This is a genomic window from Rhizobium sp. BR 315 (genome assembly GCF_050577975.1).
In the GTDB taxonomy this organism is placed as follows: domain Bacteria; phylum Pseudomonadota; class Alphaproteobacteria; order Rhizobiales; family Rhizobiaceae; genus Rhizobium; species Rhizobium miluonense.
Window position 1 is genome coordinate 119,066 of record NZ_JARWKZ010000001.1, and the last position, 18,333, is coordinate 137,398.

The 18,333-nt window shown below is 56.1% G+C and carries 20 protein-coding genes; 10 read left to right on the plus strand and 10 right to left on the minus strand.

All coding sequences use genetic code 11. The annotated features are described in order from the left end of the window. The first annotated feature begins 425 nt into the window (after window positions 1-425). A complete protein-coding gene (locus tag QD409_RS00620) occupies window positions 426-806 on the plus strand; it encodes a hypothetical protein (RefSeq protein WP_430761565.1) in 381 nt (126 codons plus the stop codon). Between the two features lie 402 nt (window positions 807-1,208). Here QD409_RS00620 and QD409_RS00625 read toward each other — a convergent pair whose 3' ends face one another. The 3 genes from QD409_RS00625 to QD409_RS00635 all read right to left on the minus strand — a co-directional run bounded on the left by QD409_RS00625 (window position 1,209) and on the right by QD409_RS00635 (window position 2,822). After that, entirely contained in the window at window positions 1,209-1,568 is a 360-nt protein-coding gene (locus QD409_RS00625; protein ID WP_430761566.1) for a hypothetical protein, read from the minus strand. Between the two features lie 9 nt (window positions 1,569-1,577). Continuing rightward, window positions 1,578-2,324, minus strand: a complete 747-nt coding sequence (locus QD409_RS00630; RefSeq protein WP_430761869.1) for a DUF4336 domain-containing protein — start codon at window positions 2,322-2,324, stop codon at window positions 1,578-1,580. A 138-nt stretch (window positions 2,325-2,462) separates the two neighbouring features. Next, the gene (locus QD409_RS00635; RefSeq protein ID WP_430761567.1) at window positions 2,463-2,822 is read right to left on the minus strand and encodes a hypothetical protein; all 360 of its coding nucleotides are present in this window, start codon (window positions 2,820-2,822) and stop codon (window positions 2,463-2,465) included. A gap of 276 nt (window positions 2,823-3,098) precedes the next feature. Between QD409_RS00635 and QD409_RS00640 the strand changes: the two genes are divergently transcribed. Next, the gene (locus QD409_RS00640) at window positions 3,099-3,404 is read left to right on the plus strand and encodes a hypothetical protein (RefSeq protein ID WP_430761568.1); all 306 of its coding nucleotides are present in this window, start codon (window positions 3,099-3,101) and stop codon (window positions 3,402-3,404) included. A gap of 220 nt (window positions 3,405-3,624) precedes the next feature. Further along, window positions 3,625-3,936, plus strand: a complete 312-nt coding sequence (locus tag QD409_RS00645) for a hypothetical protein (protein ID WP_430761569.1) — start codon at window positions 3,625-3,627, stop codon at window positions 3,934-3,936. 38 nt (window positions 3,937-3,974) lie between these two features. Here QD409_RS00645 and QD409_RS00650 read toward each other — a convergent pair whose 3' ends face one another. Next, on the minus strand, window positions 3,975-5,843 hold the full coding sequence (locus tag QD409_RS00650; protein ID WP_430761570.1) for a chloride channel protein: 1,869 nt from the start codon (window positions 5,841-5,843) through the stop codon (window positions 3,975-3,977). Window positions 5,844-6,124: 281 nt separating this feature from the next. Here QD409_RS00650 and QD409_RS00655 point away from each other — a divergent pair, with 281 nt between their 5' ends. Next, complete coding sequence (locus tag QD409_RS00655) at window positions 6,125-6,622, plus strand: invasion associated locus B family protein (RefSeq protein ID WP_430761571.1); 498 nt, start codon at window positions 6,125-6,127, stop codon at window positions 6,620-6,622. A gap of 536 nt (window positions 6,623-7,158) precedes the next feature. On the opposite strand, the gene QD409_RS00660 is transcribed toward QD409_RS00655, so the two are convergent. Then, window positions 7,159-7,431, minus strand: coding sequence for a hypothetical protein (locus tag QD409_RS00660; RefSeq protein WP_430761572.1), 273 nt, complete (start codon window positions 7,429-7,431; stop codon window positions 7,159-7,161). Between the two features lie 76 nt (window positions 7,432-7,507). Then, window positions 7,508-8,857 (minus strand): chloride channel protein, encoded by a 1,350-nt coding sequence (locus tag QD409_RS00665; protein WP_430761573.1) that lies wholly within the window; start codon window positions 8,855-8,857, stop codon window positions 7,508-7,510. A gap of 403 nt (window positions 8,858-9,260) precedes the next feature. Between QD409_RS00665 and QD409_RS00670 the strand changes: the two genes are divergently transcribed. After that, window positions 9,261-9,731: a MarR family winged helix-turn-helix transcriptional regulator gene (locus QD409_RS00670; RefSeq protein WP_430761574.1), complete on the plus strand. Its 471-nt coding sequence runs from the start codon at window positions 9,261-9,263 to the stop codon at window positions 9,729-9,731. 88 nt (window positions 9,732-9,819) lie between these two features. Here the strand turns inward: QD409_RS00670 and QD409_RS00675 are convergent, their stop codons facing one another. Continuing rightward, window positions 9,820-10,116, minus strand: a complete 297-nt coding sequence (locus QD409_RS00675; protein WP_430761575.1) for a hypothetical protein — start codon at window positions 10,114-10,116, stop codon at window positions 9,820-9,822. A gap of 17 nt (window positions 10,117-10,133) precedes the next feature. Further along, window positions 10,134-10,547 carry a response regulator gene (locus QD409_RS00680; protein ID WP_430761576.1) on the minus strand — a complete coding sequence of 138 codons (414 nt, stop codon included), beginning with the start codon at window positions 10,545-10,547 and terminating at the stop codon, window positions 10,134-10,136. A gap of 540 nt (window positions 10,548-11,087) precedes the next feature. Between QD409_RS00680 and QD409_RS00685 the strand changes: the two genes are divergently transcribed. From QD409_RS00685 to QD409_RS00695, 3 genes are read left to right on the plus strand one after another with little or no spacing between them, the layout of a single operon-like run. Continuing rightward, window positions 11,088-12,269, plus strand: a complete 1,182-nt coding sequence (locus QD409_RS00685; RefSeq protein ID WP_430761577.1) for an NEW3 domain-containing protein — start codon at window positions 11,088-11,090, stop codon at window positions 12,267-12,269. Continuing rightward, window positions 12,266-13,198, plus strand: coding sequence for an ABC transporter ATP-binding protein (locus QD409_RS00690; RefSeq protein WP_430761578.1), 933 nt, complete (start codon window positions 12,266-12,268; stop codon window positions 13,196-13,198). The genes QD409_RS00685 and QD409_RS00690 overlap by 4 nt, the downstream gene beginning before the upstream one ends. Further along, on the plus strand, window positions 13,188-14,141 hold the full coding sequence (locus QD409_RS00695; RefSeq protein ID WP_430761579.1) for an ABC transporter permease: 954 nt from the start codon (window positions 13,188-13,190) through the stop codon (window positions 14,139-14,141). Before QD409_RS00690 ends, QD409_RS00695 begins: the two co-directional genes overlap by 11 nt. A 260-nt stretch (window positions 14,142-14,401) precedes the next feature. Here the strand turns inward: QD409_RS00695 and QD409_RS00700 are convergent, their stop codons facing one another. After that, window positions 14,402-14,710: a hypothetical protein gene (locus QD409_RS00700; protein WP_430761580.1), complete on the minus strand. Its 309-nt coding sequence runs from the start codon at window positions 14,708-14,710 to the stop codon at window positions 14,402-14,404. 1,033 nt (window positions 14,711-15,743) lie between these two features. Then, on the minus strand, window positions 15,744-16,445 hold the full coding sequence (locus tag QD409_RS00705; protein WP_430761581.1) for a DUF1223 domain-containing protein: 702 nt from the start codon (window positions 16,443-16,445) through the stop codon (window positions 15,744-15,746). A gap of 235 nt (window positions 16,446-16,680) precedes the next feature. Here QD409_RS00705 and QD409_RS00710 point away from each other — a divergent pair, with 235 nt between their 5' ends. Together QD409_RS00710 and QD409_RS00715 are read left to right on the plus strand one after the other, a co-directional pair. Beyond that, on the plus strand, window positions 16,681-17,541 hold the full coding sequence (locus tag QD409_RS00710; RefSeq protein WP_430761582.1) for a cytochrome b/b6 domain-containing protein: 861 nt from the start codon (window positions 16,681-16,683) through the stop codon (window positions 17,539-17,541). After that, window positions 17,538-18,314 (plus strand): molybdopterin-binding protein, encoded by a 777-nt coding sequence (locus QD409_RS00715; RefSeq protein WP_430761583.1) that lies wholly within the window; start codon window positions 17,538-17,540, stop codon window positions 18,312-18,314. The genes QD409_RS00710 and QD409_RS00715 overlap by 4 nt, the downstream gene beginning before the upstream one ends. Window positions 18,315-18,333: the final 19 nt, after the last annotated feature.

The window sequence follows — 18,333 nt, forward strand, 5'->3', positions numbered from 1 at the left end:
TTGTCGTCCATCGCTTCTTGGCGACTGGCAGTGTCGATCAATCCAAGATTCGAAACACATGCGCCACCAACGTCCGCAACGGAAACGTTAGACGTTTCAACATCGTATGCACGCTCGAAATGTTCTTTGAGTTTACGAGCTGGGATTCTGGGCTCGCGGGATTCTTGAAAATTAAATTATCGTAACCAACTGGCGACGGCCCGGTTCTGCGCAGGAGGAAGTGTCGACTTAGGCGCCCTGCGCTATGTCGGCCAGCATTGGTCTGACCGACCGCCTGAATTAGGCATATCCGCCAAGCGATAGAGCCGCTCACGGATTGCGACCTGCCGTTTGATTTGTTGACAGAATGGGATTGGAACAAAGCCGGCCAGAAAGAATTCCTCCTTGATGTGTAATCTCCGAGAATTTCAGTCGAGGATGAATCCATGACGATCGTCGATGAATATCGTGAACTGAAGCTGCAGCCCCAGAAAGCTGCCGAGGGGTTGGAGGTTTTTCGCGGCAAGAAGCCGGTGGTGGTGATCTTCAACGACTTGACCCGAGTAGCCGGTCGGGAGCAGGAGCGTTTAATCCTTGAAGATCGTCAGCGACTCAAAGAGGCTGATCTGGCGGTTGTGCGCGTGCACGATGGCAAGGTGACGCCTTTATTTGGCGCCGCGAGCGGATTGCGGTCAAAAGTATTTCGTTCGCAACTTGGTGCCAATTCCGTTGTGGACTTTTGCACCGTGCTGGTCAGCAAAGAGGGTGAGGTGCTGTTTCGAGCCACAAAACCTGCTGAAATCGCGGTATTCCTTGCCCTCTTATAGCTGGTCCGCAGACGTCGAACGCCAGCAACAAGTGGGCATGCCATTGGAGTGTCATGCCCAGTCCGGAGCCTTTTGGGGCGCCATGTGGCTCCAGCCGCCTTCCCGGCAGCACTAAACTAGGGTGACAGAGGTTTAGAGCCAAATCTGACGCCTAGCAGTGGGCGGCTACGTTAATTGCGCTGTATCCCAAATTTCAAGGGAGCACCAATGTTCAGATCGGTACCAAATCATCTTCCCTAACCAGAATCCAATAATTATGCTGCGCGGCAGACGAGATGATCGTTCGCTGGTATCGAACTGCGAGGTCTACCCGGGAGTTTGACCGTAAGTCAGCCTGGACTCGATTGAATTATACTGGATGGTGCGCACCCTCGGTCTGCCAAGCCAGGGCCGCCACTCAACTCACACGGAATTCATATCTTCACCGAATTCCAAATCGCTGAGAACAAGCAGATGACTTCCGTGACGCAAGTCTCGCAGGAGCGCGGTCCTGTCGTCGTCCTCGAAAAGCAATGTCGCAAGCTTTTGCCAAAATCCATTCTCTTCGTTGGCCGCGAATGCGATGGCATCAGGCTTCGTCAACAACTCGATCTTTGTCAGAGAGATGTCAACGGAAACCAGACGTTCGACCGCCTCGTTCGCGCTGGCAAGGTCATCGAACGGCTGGACGATTGCGGGAGATCGCTTGCCAACTATTTCGAACGGTCGAGGTTCCATTTGAGATGAAAAACGTCCAGCAGAAGAGCACCTGATATTGGGCAAAGCGCAAGACTAGCCAAGCAACCAACCAAAAGCGCGACGCAACTCCTGGGTACCGTCTGTTTCGTACCAGCGACCGTGTGCCAGGATAATCCGCTCGGGATCCCATTCGATCATCATTTCGACGGCAGCTTTGAGGTTTAAGAGATTTCGCGAGAAGGTCATTCTCATATCCCGGGGCATGCTTCCATGCGGGTCCTGCACTCCGCCGAGCCATGTGAGGCAGCGCATGAAGAAGCCATCGAGTCTGGAGGGTTCAAAATTCTCGATGAGGTCGGTGAGCACCAATGTATGGCTCTTAGGATGAAAAAACTCGATCTCTGTCATGAAGCTGCCTTCCACGGGCAAGGTCATGAGTTCGTCATCCCACGGATAACCGGCCGTCCCTGACAGCGCATTCGCAGTAAAATTGATGCGCCCCCTGGATTGTTCGCGAATGCGGGGGGCAAGATAGATGTCCGCGCCAGGATAAGCGTCTTTCCAATCGGGGATCCACCAATAATGGATACGGTTCGGCCCCACGATCCAGCGCGGGGAGCCCAATTCTTGCAGATGCTTTTTTAAGATGGGCGAGAGTGCAGTCGGCGAATGAATGAAAAGGCCGCCGGCAAGCCTGATCACGGTCATCCGCGTCGGGAACGACATCCTCGGCCATGGCATGCCAAACCGAATGAGCGGACCGTCGACAATCCAGACATTCTCCGCAACCGGCTTCAGAACACCAATTGGCGGGTAGATGCCTCGGGGTTCACAAGACAAGGTGGCTCCTTCGTTGGAGATCAGCGATCGGCTTTGACGTTGCCTGGAGACAGTGGCGCATGCCGACGCTGCCTTGCAGCGCAGTTGAACAACCGGCGACAAACGAGGATCGCCTATCCTTTTGCAGGCAACGTAGTTTCATTTCTCGAAACGGCTGTCACGAGCATCCCAAAGATCGTCATTGTCGAGAATGTCGAGAGCGAGGTCTTCTTCACCAAATTCGAGATCGCTTAGAACAAGCAGATGACTGCCATGCCGTAAGTCTCGCAAGAGCGCGCTCCGATCGTCGTCCTCGAAAAGTAGTGTCGCGAGCTTGTGCCAAAATCCACTCTCTTCGCTGGCGGCAAACGCGATGGCATCGGCTCCCGTCAGCACCTCGATCTTAGTCGGAGAGATGCCAACGGAAGCCAGACGCTCAATCGCCTCGTTCGCACTGACAAGGTCATCGAAAAGCGCCGCTATTGCATTTGTCTTTTGATTCGACGCCATCGGAAGCAAACCTGTCCGCGCTGCGAAGCCAGAGCCAATTTACATCATAACATGATATACTTTAAGCGAACCATGCACAATGCTCGAATGGTGAGAATGTCGCTGCCATTGGGTGCTCTGCGCGGGCTCTCTCCTCCGCTTGCACCTGAATGCGCGAGGTTGAACAAAATTTCGTGATTTTTCAAGTCGCCATTCGAGCCTCTTTGATTTATATCATGACATGATATATATTGAGGTAAGGGGCCGAACGAGACGACGACGCTTAATCCATTGGAGGAACTTCGGTTGGAACGACTAGATGTCAGAATTGATGGCTCGATACGACTTGATCGCGATGTGCAGTTTTACGGTGTGATCACTGGAAGTCTGACGGTTCCGAGAGGTCGAACCTTTGAACTTCACGGCACGGTCCTTCATGACCTGATCGTGGAGACCGGCGCGATCGTCGTAGTATACGGCTCGGTCGCCGGGCTTCTCAAAAACAAGGGCGGCAATGTCCGCGTCTTCGGTGTCGTTGGATCAGTGATGGATTTTGACGAGACAAGACCAACGGACCTGTCTTGCCAAGCCGCTGCGACGCGAACCGCGTGATGGCTGTCCTGCGTCCGAATTGAGAAGACGTTGTCTTGGGTCGCCCGCTGACAAGCCCGCGGCCTTACAACCCACACCTTCAAACGGCGGTCTTTTCGCGCATAACTCCGAAGGCAGCCTGTCCGAAGATGCTGAACCAGCATGTCTAAGTGATCGACCAGCCGGCTTCTGTCGATCCAAATTCGCCAAGGGTCCCCTTCAATTTTCTAGGTGCAAGAACGTGGCTGAGGTGCAGCAATTCAAAGCAATCAAACCGAGATCAAGGCGCAGCCGTGTCGAAGCCAACGGCAGAAAAACGGTTGGCATGCTTCCGGAATTGCGTAGCCCAACGGCGCCGCAAACCAATGCCGATATTGCAATGAAGGACCCAGAGGGCGAGCCTTCCATCATGGGATTCGTGAAGCAGGCGGTTGTGCCCCTTATTATTCTGCTTTGCGCGATCGCTGCTTTCTCTATCGTCGTAGGGCATATGAGCGGACAGCCGGGCTATTCAGCCAGGGGCAATGTATCCTCCCCCACATCGATCGAATGACCGATCGGAGTCGCACCAGCCAATCCTTTATCACCGTCTCACCGTGGATAAATCTTAAGACCGTCTGCAACGGAATTGGCAACATGTTCCTTGGTGATAACGCCAACGACATCGGTTTCGCGTGGAATACCATGACCACTCACCACCACCGCCATGAACGCATTCTTTCGCCATATCCGCTCGATGACGTCGGATGCGGTCATCTCCGTGCCAACAATGGTGAAATCACGATTTGCGATATCCCCCAGACATACGCCGGTGTGAGTATCTGCCAAGCCGCGTCGTAGCCCTGTATTGATGCGTATGACACCAAATACATGGCTGCCCTTGATCACCACAACGTGGCGAAGCCGCCCCTCCCCTTCGTGCTGGCGCAGGAATTCGTCGAAGCTTTGTTCCGCCTGCAAGACAAGGATGTCGCTGTCCATGACTTCGCGGGCATGGCGAACCAGAAACATGTTGGCATGCAGCGCCTTGGGTATGGGCCTGCCACGACGAACCAGCTTGAGGGTATAGATGTTCTCACGCGAGAGTAGCCGGCGGACGCCGACGCTGGTGGCTACTGCAAGAATCATCGGCATGACGATGTCGTACTCGCGTGTCATTTCGAAGGTCATCGTAATGGCGGTCATCACCGCGCCAGTGCCGCCGCCTACCATTGCGCCCATCCCCACCATCGCAAAGGCGGGGATGCTGATCTGGATTGGAAGACCGAGCATGTGCAGTAAGGCCGCAAAGCCGCCACCGAGGGTCGCGCCCATGAAGAGTGATGGCGAGAAGATGCCGCCGGAGGACCCCGCACCGAGACTTGTCGACGTTGCGATCAGCTTGCATGCAAACAACAGCGCCAGGAGCCACAAGGATGTCGTGTGTCCGACCAGGATGCTCTCGATCGTCGCATACCCTACGCCATCGACATAGTACTGGCCGAACGAGACAAAGAGAACATACATGAGCAGGCCTAGAAACAGCATGCCGATGATATGGCGCGTATAACGGCCGGGAATCTTCTCGAACCAATCCTCGGCCAAATGCAGACCATGAATGAAGGCTGCGGCGGCTACACCGGTCATGGCGCCGAGAGCGGTGTAGAGAAGCAGCAGAACAACAGCGCTGCCGTCGGTCGTTAGCGCCTGCAGGGGCGGCACAAGAAACGCGGGTTGCTGGCCGATAAACCAGCGGCCCACAAAGGTCGCTGCTCCGGTGGCAATCGCGACCGGCAGAAACGTACTGACACTGACTTCAGGCATCATCAGTTCAATGGCAAACATCACGCCACCGATCGGCGTGTTGAAAGTCGCGGCGATGCCCGCGCCTGCGCCAGCCGCAACCAAAACAATACGCTGCCCTATCGGCATGCGAATGATCTGTCCAAGGGTCGAGCCCAATGCTGAACCGATCTGAATGATTGGGCCCTCACGGCCGACCGACGAGCCGCTGCCGATCGCCACGGCGGACGCCAGGGATTTCACGACCGCGACAATTGGCCGGATCCGACCCTCATGATGATAGATGGCGTTCATGACCTCCGGGACGCCGTGTCCCTTGGCCTCCGGCGCAAAATTGCTGACGAGAAAAGTGACGATGATCCCGCCAATAACCGGCGCGGCTATAATGAACACACCCCATCGACTGGGTGACGTGAACACGTTTGCATCATAAACGATTGAGACCGTGCCGTTGAAGAACAGGTTGTGCAGAAGCGCAATCAAATCGCGAAATAGAACCGCCCCCAGGCCTGTTACGACACCGAGGCCGAGTGCCAGAGCCGACAGCAAAAGCAAGCTCAACCGCAAGTCTTCATCATGCTCCGGCGCAGCGTTATTTGAGCCACGCTGGGCAAGGGCATATTCATTCGGCTCGTGAGCCTTTGCATGATCGAGGTTCGACTTCTCTGTGTCTACCATGAGGACGTGCCTTTGCTGGATTGCGCGTGCTCGCCATTTCGAGGCCGATGCAAGCCTACGCGCTGTCAGGCAGATCATCGTCGCGCATATATATCATGACATGATATAAAATCCGAGTTATGAAAAGCAACCGATTCGCAATCGGCGGACCGGGTCCAGATCAATCTCGAAGGAAATTGCCTGCGGCAGGTCGATCAGTAGCGGCAAGCTTGAAAGCATGACGAGATTTCTACGTGCATGTTCGCGTCGGGCTTCCTTGACAGAAGAAATGATAGGAAACGATGACTGTCAAAATTCTCGCAGCCTCTCTCGTGCTCACCATGTCCGCAATCACCGCAGCTCACGCCGCACCGCCCGTCCGCCTCGATCAATTCGGTGCATGGGGCGCATTTTCCTATAAGTCCGACGGCGGTATGAGTTGCTATATCCTGTCGACGCCGACGGCCCAGATGCCCGCTAATGTCGATCATGGCGACAATTTCTTTATGGTCGCGCATTCACCGGGAAAGGACTACGTCCCGGAGGCAATGGCGGGTTACGATCTCAAGCAAGGTGCGCCAATGACGGCCGTGATTAGTGGCAAAACCTTTGCGATGTTCACCCAGGACAGGCACGGCTGGGTTCAGAACGAAGCTGACCAGCCGTCCATGATCCAGGCGCTGAAGTCGGGCGACAAATTGGAACTGCACGCCACCTCGAAGCGGGGAACCGCCACCAGCTATTCATATTCCCTCTCGGGCATCACCGCCGCGTTGAAACGGATCAGTGCCTGCAATTGAGGTCTGGTAATTTCTCTCACCTGAGAGCGACCGGGCTGATTGTGGCTTCCGCTTCACTTAGACCGGCACAAACGTGATCCACCACGCCCGTTCATGTAATGGAGCCCAGATCTCGATCGCTATCATGTCACGCGGATCTGGGCTCCGAGCCGAGGGGCTCGCATTGAGCTGGCGCACCGAGAATCCAAACACGCGAGAAACGGCACCAAGTGAATTTGCCGCCGACCAGGCGATTAACGAGATCACTCTAAACCTTGGTAATCTCGCCGTATTTTTGATGACTTTCTGCCATTGGGCCATAGAATCGCATCAGAAGACCAAGTGCCGTCAGCACGATGAGAAACGCGCATACTAGAAATATTATTCTGCGCGTGATCTTGCCTGTCATGAATGATCATCCACTTCCATCGAACCAAACCATCTATTGAACGCCGCTGAGGGCTCTAATATTGTATTTTCAGTTTCATCTTCAGAACGAGAAATGCTCAGCTGTGTGAAGATAGCAATCTCTGATTGCATCTTCACAGTGTAAAAAGCTATTCCGTCCTGTCGAAAGTTGCGTTTCTGTCGACCTCTAAGACAATTTTTTCGGGGCGCGCTCCTTCCTTGTCCAAGAGAATGACAACCGTGCATTTATCCTTGGTTGAGCGAAACGACAGGAGCCGGCCCTTTGTCTTGATCAGAACCTTTTCTACGACATCTGCGCAATCGGGCAACTGATCCGAAACGAAAATCGGCTGAGGTGCTTCGATGTGCGACGACATTGCCACCACCGGGAAGATCACGGTTGCATTCCAGAATGAGGTCATATCGTTGAACTCCATTCCCGAGGTGCGTTGACGCTTGTCCTTTGCATGACGCCGCTCGATAGCCCTTCTAAGCCAACTAGGTGTGGGACATATTTCTTTCTGTGCTCCGCCGTGCGCGGATCGCCGCCGCGATGAAGACGCGCGACAGGCCATGATAGAGCGGCTCGCGCGACAGCAGCCGCGAGGTTACATAACCGATCATCGAGACCGCCATGATCGGTATGACGGCCTGGTGGTCGCCGGTCATTTCCAGGATGATGACGAAGGCGGTCATCGGCGCCTGCACGACGCCGGCGAAGTAACCCGCCATGCCAAGGATTGCCGCGAGAGCAATGCTCGTGCCGAGCAACGAGCCAACCGTGCTGCCGAGGCCAGCGCCGACGGCAAGCGACGGCGCAAAAATGCCACCCGGAATACCCGAGATCATCGACAGGAAACTTGCCAGCAGTTTTTCGGCGAAGAACGGCAAGGGAAGGGCATGGCCCTCGACTGCGCCGCGTGCCTGATCGTAGCCGGTGCCGAAAGTGTTCCCACCCGAGACGACGCCGATGATGGCAATGGCGAGGCCGCAGCAGCCCGCAAGCAGGACGATCCGCACCAAAGGCTGTGGCAGAGCCCAGCGGCGGATGCGAATACCGATATAAAGGACAAGACCACTGAAGGTAGCGCCGAGTGCCCCGCCGCCAACGCCACAGATCAGCATGACAATCCAGTCCCTGAGCATTATCGGCGCGACATCGGCGGTGCCAAAGTAGTTGTAGCTGCCAGACAGCCCGAGCGCTGCGAGGCCGGAGAGGATGACGGCCATCAGCACCAGGCCATTGGCACGCGATTCATAGGTGCGGCTCATCTCCTCGATGGCAAAGACAATGCCGGCGAGTGGGGTATTGAAGGCAGCGGCAATACCGGCGGCCGAGCCGGCAAGGATCAGCCCCTTGGCCTGCGCCATGCCGCCAAAGCGCGCCACCGCCAGCATGAAGGAGGCTCCCACCTGCACTGTCGGTCCCTCGCGGCCGATGGAGGCGCCGCAAAATAACCCGAGAATGGTCAGCACGATCTTGCCGAAGGCAACCCTGAGCGACAGCAGTTTCGTTCTGTCCTCGTCGTGATGCAGGTGTCGCGCGGCGATCGCCTGGGGAATGCCGCTTCCTTGAGAATTCGGAAACAGCGTCGCCGCCAGATAGGCGGAAAGCATGAAACCGAGCGGTGTCAGTGCAAGCGGCAGCAGCCAGCCCCACTCCCCGGAACTTGTCACTCCGGCAAAAGCCCGCTGCGCCAGATCGGCAAGCTTGGCAAAGCCGACGCTGATCACGCCGATCGCCAACGCCCCCGTCCAGAACACCAATCGCGGCCGCCAGAGATTGAACGAGCCCAAGATAACGCGGGAACGACGGAGGAGTTTCGGTCTACGGAAGCGCGATGACATCATTTGCCTGAACGAAGGTGGAGATCTACTGACGCTATATGTCATGCCATGATATAAAACACGAGACATAGTTGAACTGCCAAACGCACATCGACGTAATCTCGCAAATTCATCTGACCGGAGGATCGGGAAGGCGAACCAGAGCATGAGTAGAAATATGTCGACTGAAGAATCGCCCTTTGGGGGAATGATGAATGCCGCCAGGAGAGGTGATCCGCATCGCTCACCCGCCACGGACGCAAGACCCTATGGCGTTAAATTGTCGAGAGGCAGGTCGGGGCTGTCTTGAAAGCAACTTACGAGCGGTATCGGCAGCCAGGTCAAAGGTCACGTCTGCGTAAACGCTTGCCAGTCGGGGCGTGCGTAAAATATATCATCACGAGATACACAAAGGATGATGTGCATGCGCCCTGACAAGCGGCCCAGACGATCGCACAAGCGTGATTTTGACGTGAACGAGCCTCTGGATCCTGATGTCTATCACGGTCTTGCGGGCGTGCGGCTTGCCATGCGACGGTTTCTTTCATTCAGTGAGGCTGCCCTTTCCGAAGTGGGCGTGACATCGCAGCAGTATCAGGCGCTGCTGGTGATCAAGGTCTCGCCGGCGCGGCAGATCATGATGCGAGAACTCGCCGAACAGATGCTATTGCAGCACAATGGTGCGGTCCAACTGGTAAACCGGCTGGAAGCTGCTGGTCTGGCGGTCCGCATGCCTTCGCCGGAAGACAAGCGCAGCGTCCTGATCGGCCTGACCGAAGTGGGCGACGAACTGCTCGAACAGTTGGCGAGGATCCATCTCAAAGGGATGTTCGAGAATGAGAAACTGCTGGTCGAATCCTTGAGGCGGCTTCGGCGCCTGTCGCGATCCGACTGATCGCAGCGAAAATCGAGGTCTGTGCTCGATAGTTTAGCTCCGGCGGAGCGCAACATCCACGCCTTCGGGCGTGCAACGAGAAGCACTCCTATTGCTTTTCTTCGCTGCATTCCAGCGCGCCGCAGACTTCCTCCATCATGACGTGAGCGGCGTGCATCACCGCCATGGAGAGCGATTTGCCACGGCGGGCATCCTGGCCGACGTCGATCAGCCCCCTAAGCTCAGCCATGTTTTCAATGAGCCCGGACAGTCTCTGTTGAAGCTCAGCCGGCATTTCACCGGCTTTTGGGGTTTCCATCTGGCCTTGGTCGTCGAGGACACCATGACGTTGCAGCAGCTTTTCCAGGCGCAATGACAGAAGGCAGAGGGGCTCGTGCGTTTCCATGATGCTGCTTCGCCTCTCTAGATGCGGTCACGTCTTTCGAACGAAAGCAGACGTAGTGCCGGAGGATGGGGCAACTGATGGTTCTTGTGATTCAACATGAACTCCAGCACCTGCTTGATTGTGGCCGGTTGCGCGGGCTTGGAAATGACGCCGATAACCCCGGAAATACCATCTGCAACAACCTCCGGATTGGCGGTTACCATGACGACTGATATACCGAATTCATCGGCCAGAAATTGACCGATGCGCGGTCCGGTGGCGCCATCGGTGAGGTGGACGTCGACAAGGGCGAAGTCCGAATGAGGCGCGAGCCGCTTTGCACTTTCAAAGCTGTTGGCAATTCCCGAGATCTCATACCCGAGATCATGGATGATATGTTGAAGATCTATCGCGATTAGCGCATCATCCTCAACAATCAGAACGCGTTTCATCAATCAATCCCCCAACTATCAATTACAGCCTTGCCAAAATCCTTGCGTCCGCAGCCTCTGGGTACGGCGCCAATGCTCCAACGCAAATAAAAATGCTAATATGGCCTCATAAAAACTTCCAAATCATCCATGCATTCATCCCCCATTCAGAATCACCTTAATTCACCTTGGATCAAAATATCATGGTATGATACAAAATGCGAGTAGGAAGCGACTGCCCCTCGCGAGTGGGAGCGCGATGCCGAGCAGCACTGAAATGGGGCTCTTCCAAAATCCCTCATTAATCCGATATCGTCTTAAGTATATGATTTTCATCGTAATATACCTGACATTTGATCTTTCCAGGAAGATTGCCTTTCCCGGGGTTTCGGTCGACGTCGATGCAGTGCCCTGTCGCGAGCACTTTGGATCGAGAAAGCACATTAAGAAGATTTAATGTCTTTGCCCGATTCTTGTCGCAATTGCGCCGGATCGTTCCAACGTCTTGGCGCATCAACAGTAGCCGAGCCAGCGTGCCATTATTGATTTGGGAGTGATGCGATGAGTCGCTTTCGTCATTTCCTGCCGGCCATAGTGCTTGCCGGCGGGATGGTTTCGTATGCCTCTGTCGGTTGCGCGCAAATAGCGCCAGCCAAACCCACGGGCTTGTGGTTGACGACGGATTTTCCAGTTCTGACCGAACGTATCGGTGAAGATACCAGCCTGTCCTTGACCCTTTCGAATTCAAACCTGCCGCCGGCGCGTATTGCCTTTTCCGTCAACGGTCTGCCGGACAGCTGGAAATGGGAGCTGGATGGAGCGGGTAAGCCCGTCAGCGCCGCGATCGTCGGTTCCGATGACAGCCAGAGGCTGACCTTGAAGATTACGACACCTGGGACCATCAAGCCCGGAACCTATAACTTTACCGTTCGCGGCACCTCCGACACGAACGAGATACTGCAACTGCCAATTTCTATGACACTGGCTGCCGCAGAGCCAGACAAGGTGACGCTGACGCCAAGCTTGCCAGCGTTGAGAGGAACGCCTCGATCGAACTTCGATTTCGATGTCGCCATCAAGAATGACAGCCAGGAGAACGAGACCTTCAATCTTGTATCGGATACTCCGTCCGGCTTTGCCGCGACTTTCAAAGAACAATACGGCAGTCAGGAACTGACCAGCCTTCCCTTCAAGCCCGGTGAAACCAAGACCGTAAAGGTATCCGTAAAGCCGCCACAGAATGTTGCCGCCGGCAAGTATACAGTCATGGTGGAAGCGTCCAGCCCGAAGGTTCAGGGCAAGACGCAGCTGGTGCTCGATGTTACCGGTCAACCGTCGATATCCCTGTCAGGCCCGGATGGCCGGCTTTCCGGCAGGGCCGTGGCCGGCAGAGAACAGGTGTTCAACTTCACCATCAACAATTCCGGAACGGCACCTGCGACGGATGTCAAGCTTTCGGCAAGTGCTCCCAGTGGCTGGAATGTTCAGCTTGACCCGAAGGCGCTCGATGCCATCGCACCCGGCGCTCAGCAAACGGTTGCTGTGCACATGACGCCATCGAACAATGCAATTGCCGGCGACTACATGGTCAATATAAGGGCGGACGGTAGTGGCGCATCCGACAATGCGGACTTCCGTGTCACCGTGACGACATCGACTATCTGGGGCGCCGCCGGTCTCGGCGTGATCGGCGCGGCCGTCATCGTGCTTGCCATGGCGGTCACAAGGTATGGACGCCGATGAACACGCCTGTCATCGAGGCAAAAGGCCTCACCAAACACTACGGTCGCTCTGTTGCCGTCGAAAGTCTCGATCTGGTGGTCAATAAGGGAGAGATTTTTGGGCTGCTCGGGCCGAACGGCTCCGGCAAGACGACAACGATCCTGCTTTTGCTCGGACTGACCGAACCCGATGGCGGCAGCGTGCGCGTGCTGGGTCATGACCCCTTGCGTGAGCCGCTGGAGGTCAAGCGCAGGGTTGGCTATTTGCCGGATGCCGTCGGATTCTACGACAGCATGAGCGCCTGGGAGAATCTGCGTTACACCATGCGCCTTGCCGGCATTGCCGATGCGGAGCAGCACATTGCAAGCGCCTTGGCGCGCGTGCGCCTCACTGAGGTTGCCGATCGCCGCGTATCAACATTTTCGCGCGGTATGCGACAGCGGCTCGGTATTGCCGATCTGCTGGCAAAGGGAAGCGAAGTCGCCATTCTGGATGAGCCGACGTCGGGTCTCGATCCGCAGTCGACGCAGGAATTGCTCGATCTCATCGTGCAACTCGCCGGTGAAGGCATGACGATCGTCCTGTCTTCGCATCTCTTGTCGATGGTCCAGGCGATCTGTTCCCGGGTGGCACTTTTCCATCGCGGCAGGGTCGGTTTGGTCGGCCGCGTTTCGGATCTCGCCAGCCAGGTTCTGGGCGGGTCGTACATCATCGAGGTTGAGGCGGAAGGATGCGACACCGCCAAGATAGCCTCCGGCATCCCGCAGACGAGGCGGGTGACGGCCATAGCATCCGACGTAACCCGCATCGACGCGGAGACGGATGTTCGCCCCGAAATCGCCAGCAGGATCGTTTCAGCCGGCGGCCGCCTCAGGCGCTTGTCGATGGATCGCTCGAGCCTCGATGAAGTCTATGTACGTTATTTCGAACAGGTGGATCATGCAGCGTGAAGGCTCCCCCTTTGCCGGTCTCTCCACGGTTGCCATGAAGGAGGCAGCCGATCACATGACGAGCCCGCGTATGCATCTTGTGATGCTGCTCGTGCTCCTCACCGCCTTCGGCTCGATCTATGCGGCAATCGGCGAGATCAAGAATACCCTCAGCGAAGATCAGTTTCTTTTTCTTCGCATCTTCACAACGGCCCGCGAGCCGCTGCCGTCCTTCGTCGCCTTCCTGGGCTTCCTGTTGCCGCTGGTGGCAATAGCGCTCGGCTTCGACGCGATCAACGGCGAGTATAACCGCCGCACGATGAGCCGTATCCTGTCCCAGCCGATCTATCGCGATGCGCTGCTCGCCGGAAAATTCATCGGTGGGCTTCTGGTCATAGGGATCTGCCTGGTCACGCTCTGGCTACTTGTCACCGGCATGGGGATTCTGATGCTCGGCCTGCCGCCGTCGGGTGAGGAAATCATGCGTGGCGTGGCCTTCCTGATCGCTTCGCTCGCCTATGCCGGCGTTTGGCTGGCGATTTCGATGCTGTTCTCGACGCTCTTTCGGGCTCCAGCAACTTCGGCGTTGGCCGGGTTGACGCTCTGGCTGGTCTTCACGATCTTCTGGAGCATGATCGGGCCGCTTCTGGCAGGAGCGATAGCGCCTATCGATCCCCTCGATCCGATGACGGCCGTGCATCAGGCGGAAATCGCGCATGCCATCGCACGACTGTCTCCGAACACGCTCTTCGGCGAGGCTACGCTTGCGCTTCTCAATCCCGCAACCAGGGCGCTGGGCCTGATTTTCGTCACTCAGCTCCAGGGAGCCCTGCTCGGAGCGCCGCTGCCTTTCGATCAGAGCATTCTTCTGATCTGGCCACAATTTTCTGGGCTGATTGCTGCCATGCTGCTTGTTTACACGATCGCCTACGTCGTGTTCCAAAGGCAGGAAATAAGAGCATAGGCAGATGCCAGACTCAGCTCGACAGTTGTCGACTGAGAGAAGTCACTCCACCTCAATTGCAAGCACCGATCCGTTTCAATGCGGCGGTAATGCCTGAGAGGGAATAAGAGTATCCCCCACAGACGGACGTGTTTCTCTATCGCATTTGAATTGGCGGCAATTGATGCGCCCCACACCAGCTGGCCTTGTGAAACTCCCCCACCACCTATGCCAAGACGCCTGAGGAATAGAAATTCGTGCCGGCGCAGGCCATGCGCCCGCTATTGCTGCGCCATTAGTGGCGGAAGAAGATTGGCGCGGGCGGAGTAGCGCGGCTGGTCCGTGAGATGAAATGCAACCAGCGCATAGACCGCGATCGCCAGAATCATGATTGCGATACCAAGCAATGGGACCCCGACCTGTGGTTCCGCCGATATCTCATGATGCTTTGCGATAAGCGGGTTGCGATCGTTGTGACCTGACGCTGCTGCCGAAGGAAAGCGTAGCCTCAGTTCCTTTTCAAGCTTCGCTGTTCGCATTAGGCGTTGGCGGCCAATCCTGTCAGATTTGAATTTCACAACATCGCCCATCACATCCTCTATGGCGCTCCATCAAACACCATCTCCTCTCCATTGCAGGCACCGTTGCGATAATCAGAACCCAACGCATCGCCACTCTCGAGCCCGAAACGCCTCTCCCGCGCGCCGCTTGACCCCAGAGGAATTACCGATCTCTCGTCGGCAGCCGCGTCAAAATTGCAGTTCAATAATGTCGCCCAAACTGGACAACAAATTAGATCGACATATATCATGCCGTGATATAAAGTCACGATAAGATTGTGGACGGCGACGAGTAATTTTTGGCGCAAATGCGCGGTCCTCCTTGCCGCAACCGCACTCTGTTAAACCGACGCAAAATTGTCCCGTCGGCGCTTGGCGATGCGGGACTTATCCGTCAACGTGATTGGAAGGATGATGAAGCTCCGCATTACAATCGGTATTGTGGCTGCTATCGTGGTTATACTTATTTGGCATGCTTGGCGGCCATTTTCGGCAGGCCCGTCGGTCGATGAAATCTCAGCGTCAATCCACGTGAAAGCAACAGATTCGCAGTGTACGACGGCTACCGAACGCTCTGGCTATTGGTGCAGCTATTCTTTTCACATTGGCTCTCGCGCCTTCACCGGAAGGCGAAGGTTTTCAGAGATCAAAGGTCGATGGTGGGCTGTAGAATAGCGATCCTGAGAAAGGCTATTTCGACTTAGCTGAACGATGCAGTCTTAGGCACATTGTCAATGATCATCCAACAAGGATCGCTCATTCCCCTAGCATGATCGCGGGACTGGCGTGTACCGATTCAGCTTGATCGATCTCGGTATCCTTTTCATCGCTTAGATTTTATGTCACGTCCCGGCGAGCGCAGGATTGTCGGGATTTTTTGTATTTTCGGTGCGATTGCTACGGAGCTGCTGCAATTATTTTTACAAGGCGGCAACTCACAGATTGATGGCGCTCTCATCAAATGTCTCGGTATGACTTTGGGACTATTGCCTGGCGCCGTGTTGCTCGAGATTTCCAGTCTTTATTGCCATGAGGGACGGCGCGTTTATTTAGCACCATGTTGTCAGTCGGTCGCCGCTGCGAGTATGGGGCCACCTTGTTGCTCCTGAACCAGAATTGCCGTGCGAAGCTCATCCGGTGCCTTCGGGAAATCGAACGTGGCAGGCTTCCCATCCCACTGCCCGAGATGCTTCAACGCATGCACGACGTGAGTATGGGGCAAAGTACTGCCGGCGTTTTCACCACGATCGATCGGCACGTTGATGAGCTTTGGGTCATATCGGATCAACCAGACGTCCGCCGCCGATCTTGGGGCTTCGCCGCTCCCGATTTGAGCGCCACCTTGGTTAAGGGCGATGGACGGTCCCTTCAAGCGGGAAACAGTTGCCAGAAGCTGGGTCACCTCGGTCAGGTTGTTGCCAACCACGGTCTTCGTTCCGTTGACAATCATCTGCGGGGTATAGGGCCCTGACTGATGAAGTGGGGCTTCGTATGCAACCTGCCTGTCTGTAAATTCCTGTTTATCGAAAATGTCCTTCCAGCCGAGATAGTCCCAGTAGGTCACTGCGAAGCTCAGGGTGAGGACGTCATCACGCTTGCTGAGCTTTATGAGGTTGGCGTTCGCAGGAGGACAAGACGAGCATCCCTGGCTCGTGAAGAGTTCGACAACCGTGGGGGAGCGGCTATCGCTTGATGCGCCATACGAAACACTCGCCATGACACAAACAGCTGCTCCGGTGATCAATAGTCTCGTCAGTTGCTTCATCGCTTCTCTCCCAATGGCTTCATCATCGGCTTCGCAGCGAAATCGCCATTTGTTACACGCACACGGTTTTGTGACCATCTGGATCAGGCGTCTTTGGTGGGATAGTTCCTGAGCGTTCAAGCGGAGTGGCCGGGTTCACCTGCCGAAAATTATTTCGCCAAGCCTGTAACAACCACACTTCGCCGCTCGTATCCCCTAACAGCACAGCCGCTTAGCTGGCGCGAGAGGAGCGACCATGGCCACCATGGACCACCTGGACACATCACCGCCGACTGGACCGACGAGAGTATTCATTCGACGGCATTCCCTCGTCACTCGGATCACCCATTGGCTCAACGTCCTCTGTCTCAGCCTGCTTCTGATGAGCGGATTGCAGATATTCAATGCGCATCCGTCGCTCTATTGGGGGCAGTACGGTGCCGATGCCGATCCATCCTGGCTTTCGATCGCGGCTGTCCAGGATGGAGACAGCACGCGTGGCGTCCTTCGCATCGGTCGCCTGTCCATCGTGACAACAGGCATTCTCGGCGTTTCGCGGGAAGGTGGCGAGCTGACGGAGCGCGGGTTCCCAACCTGGGCGACCATCCCGAGCTATCAGGACTTGACGACAGGCCGCCAATGGCATCTATTCTTTGCATGGCTCTTTGTGATCAATGGATCGATCTATGCGTTGTACGGCTTTTTCGGCGGTCATTTCAGGCGCGATCTCGCGCCAAGTGCTGAAGAGCTCTCGCCCGGCCATCTGAAGCAGGAGATCGCCGACCACGCGCGGCTGCGTTTCCCGAAGGGGGAAAAGGCCCGCCACTATAATGCCCTCCAGAAGCTCACCTATCTGATCGTCATCTTCGTTCTGCTGCCGCTGATGCTCGCGACAGGGCTAACCATGTCGCCGGCGATGGATGCCGGTTTTCCCTTCCTGCTCGATTTCTTTGGCGGACGACAGTCTGCACGCTCCATCCACTTCATTTGCGCCTGGTCGATCGTGCTCTTCGTTCTGGTGCATGTCGCCATGGTCATCCTCTCCGGGCTTTGGAACAACATGCGTTCGATGATCACCGGCCGATATGGGATCGAAAGCGAAGGGGGCCGGAAATGACGTTCTTCATCACACGCCGTCGCCTGTTGATCGGATCAGCGGCTGGGCTAGGTGCAATCGGCCTGGCCGGCTGCGACGACGTCGCCCAGAACGCCAACGTTCAAAACGTACTGGCGATGGCGGAAAAACTGACGATGAAAAGCCAGCGGCTTCTCGTCCCGAAGGACAAGCTGGCTCGTGAATTTTCCGAAGCCGACATCTCGCCAACGTTCAGGCCGAACGGCACGAGTCAGCCGGACAGCGAAGATTATGCCCGGATGATGCAAACGGGCTTTGCGGACTGGCGACTGAAGATCGACGGTTTGGTCGAGCATCCGGTCGAACTCTCATTGGCGGATCTCAAAAAATTGCCATCGCGAACGCAAATTACCCGACATGACTGCGTGGAGGGTTGGAGCGCCATCGGGAAATGGACGGGCGTGCCGCTCGGGCCGATCCTGCAGAGCGCGGGCCTGAAGCCCGGAGCCCGTTATGCCGTCTTCTACTGTGCCGACCAGCTCGAACAGACGGTCGACGGCAGCAGGACCTACTACGAAAGCATCGATCTGATCGACGCCTTTCATCCGCAGACGATCCTTGCCTATCAGCTCAACGGTAAGGACCTCGAAGTGGCTCACGGCGCGCCGCTTCGCCTGCGCGTCGAGCGGCATCTTGGCTACAAGCACGCAAAGTACGTGATGCGCATCGAAATCAAGGACAGCTTCGCCAGCCTTTGGGGTGGCAAAGGCGGTTTCTGGGAGGACCGCGGCTACGAATGGTACGCGGGAATATAACCGTTCGGGAAACGCTTGA

Coding starts and splice junctions, on each gene's coding strand:
- QD409_RS00685 (WP_430761577.1), top strand. CDS start 11,088: ATGAGTCGCTTTCGTCATTTCCTGCCGGCCATAGTGCTTGCCGGCGGG.
- QD409_RS00675 (WP_430761575.1), bottom strand. CDS start 10,116: ATGGAAACGCACGAGCCCCTCTGCCTTCTGTCATTGCGCCTGGAAAAG.
- QD409_RS00700 (WP_430761580.1), bottom strand. CDS start 14,710: ATGGGCGATGTTGTGAAATTCAAATCTGACAGGATTGGCCGCCAACGC.
- QD409_RS00705 (WP_430761581.1), bottom strand. CDS start 16,445: ATGAAGCAACTGACGAGACTATTGATCACCGGAGCAGCTGTTTGTGTC.
- QD409_RS00655 (WP_430761571.1), top strand. CDS start 6,125: ATGACTGTCAAAATTCTCGCAGCCTCTCTCGTGCTCACCATGTCCGCA.
- QD409_RS00680 (WP_430761576.1), bottom strand. CDS start 10,547: ATGAAACGCGTTCTGATTGTTGAGGATGATGCGCTAATCGCGATAGAT.
- QD409_RS00660 (WP_430761572.1), bottom strand. CDS start 7,431: ATGACCTCATTCTGGAATGCAACCGTGATCTTCCCGGTGGTGGCAATG.
- QD409_RS00650 (WP_430761570.1), bottom strand. CDS start 5,843: ATGGTAGACACAGAGAAGTCGAACCTCGATCATGCAAAGGCTCACGAG.
- QD409_RS00695 (WP_430761579.1), top strand. CDS start 13,188: ATGCAGCGTGAAGGCTCCCCCTTTGCCGGTCTCTCCACGGTTGCCATG.
- QD409_RS00665 (WP_430761573.1), bottom strand. CDS start 8,857: ATGTCATCGCGCTTCCGTAGACCGAAACTCCTCCGTCGTTCCCGCGTT.
- QD409_RS00620 (WP_430761565.1), top strand. CDS start 426: ATGACGATCGTCGATGAATATCGTGAACTGAAGCTGCAGCCCCAGAAA.
- QD409_RS00670 (WP_430761574.1), top strand. CDS start 9,261: ATGCGCCCTGACAAGCGGCCCAGACGATCGCACAAGCGTGATTTTGAC.
- QD409_RS00690 (WP_430761578.1), top strand. CDS start 12,266: ATGAACACGCCTGTCATCGAGGCAAAAGGCCTCACCAAACACTACGGT.
- QD409_RS00710 (WP_430761582.1), top strand. CDS start 16,681: ATGGCCACCATGGACCACCTGGACACATCACCGCCGACTGGACCGACG.
- QD409_RS00715 (WP_430761583.1), top strand. CDS start 17,538: ATGACGTTCTTCATCACACGCCGTCGCCTGTTGATCGGATCAGCGGCT.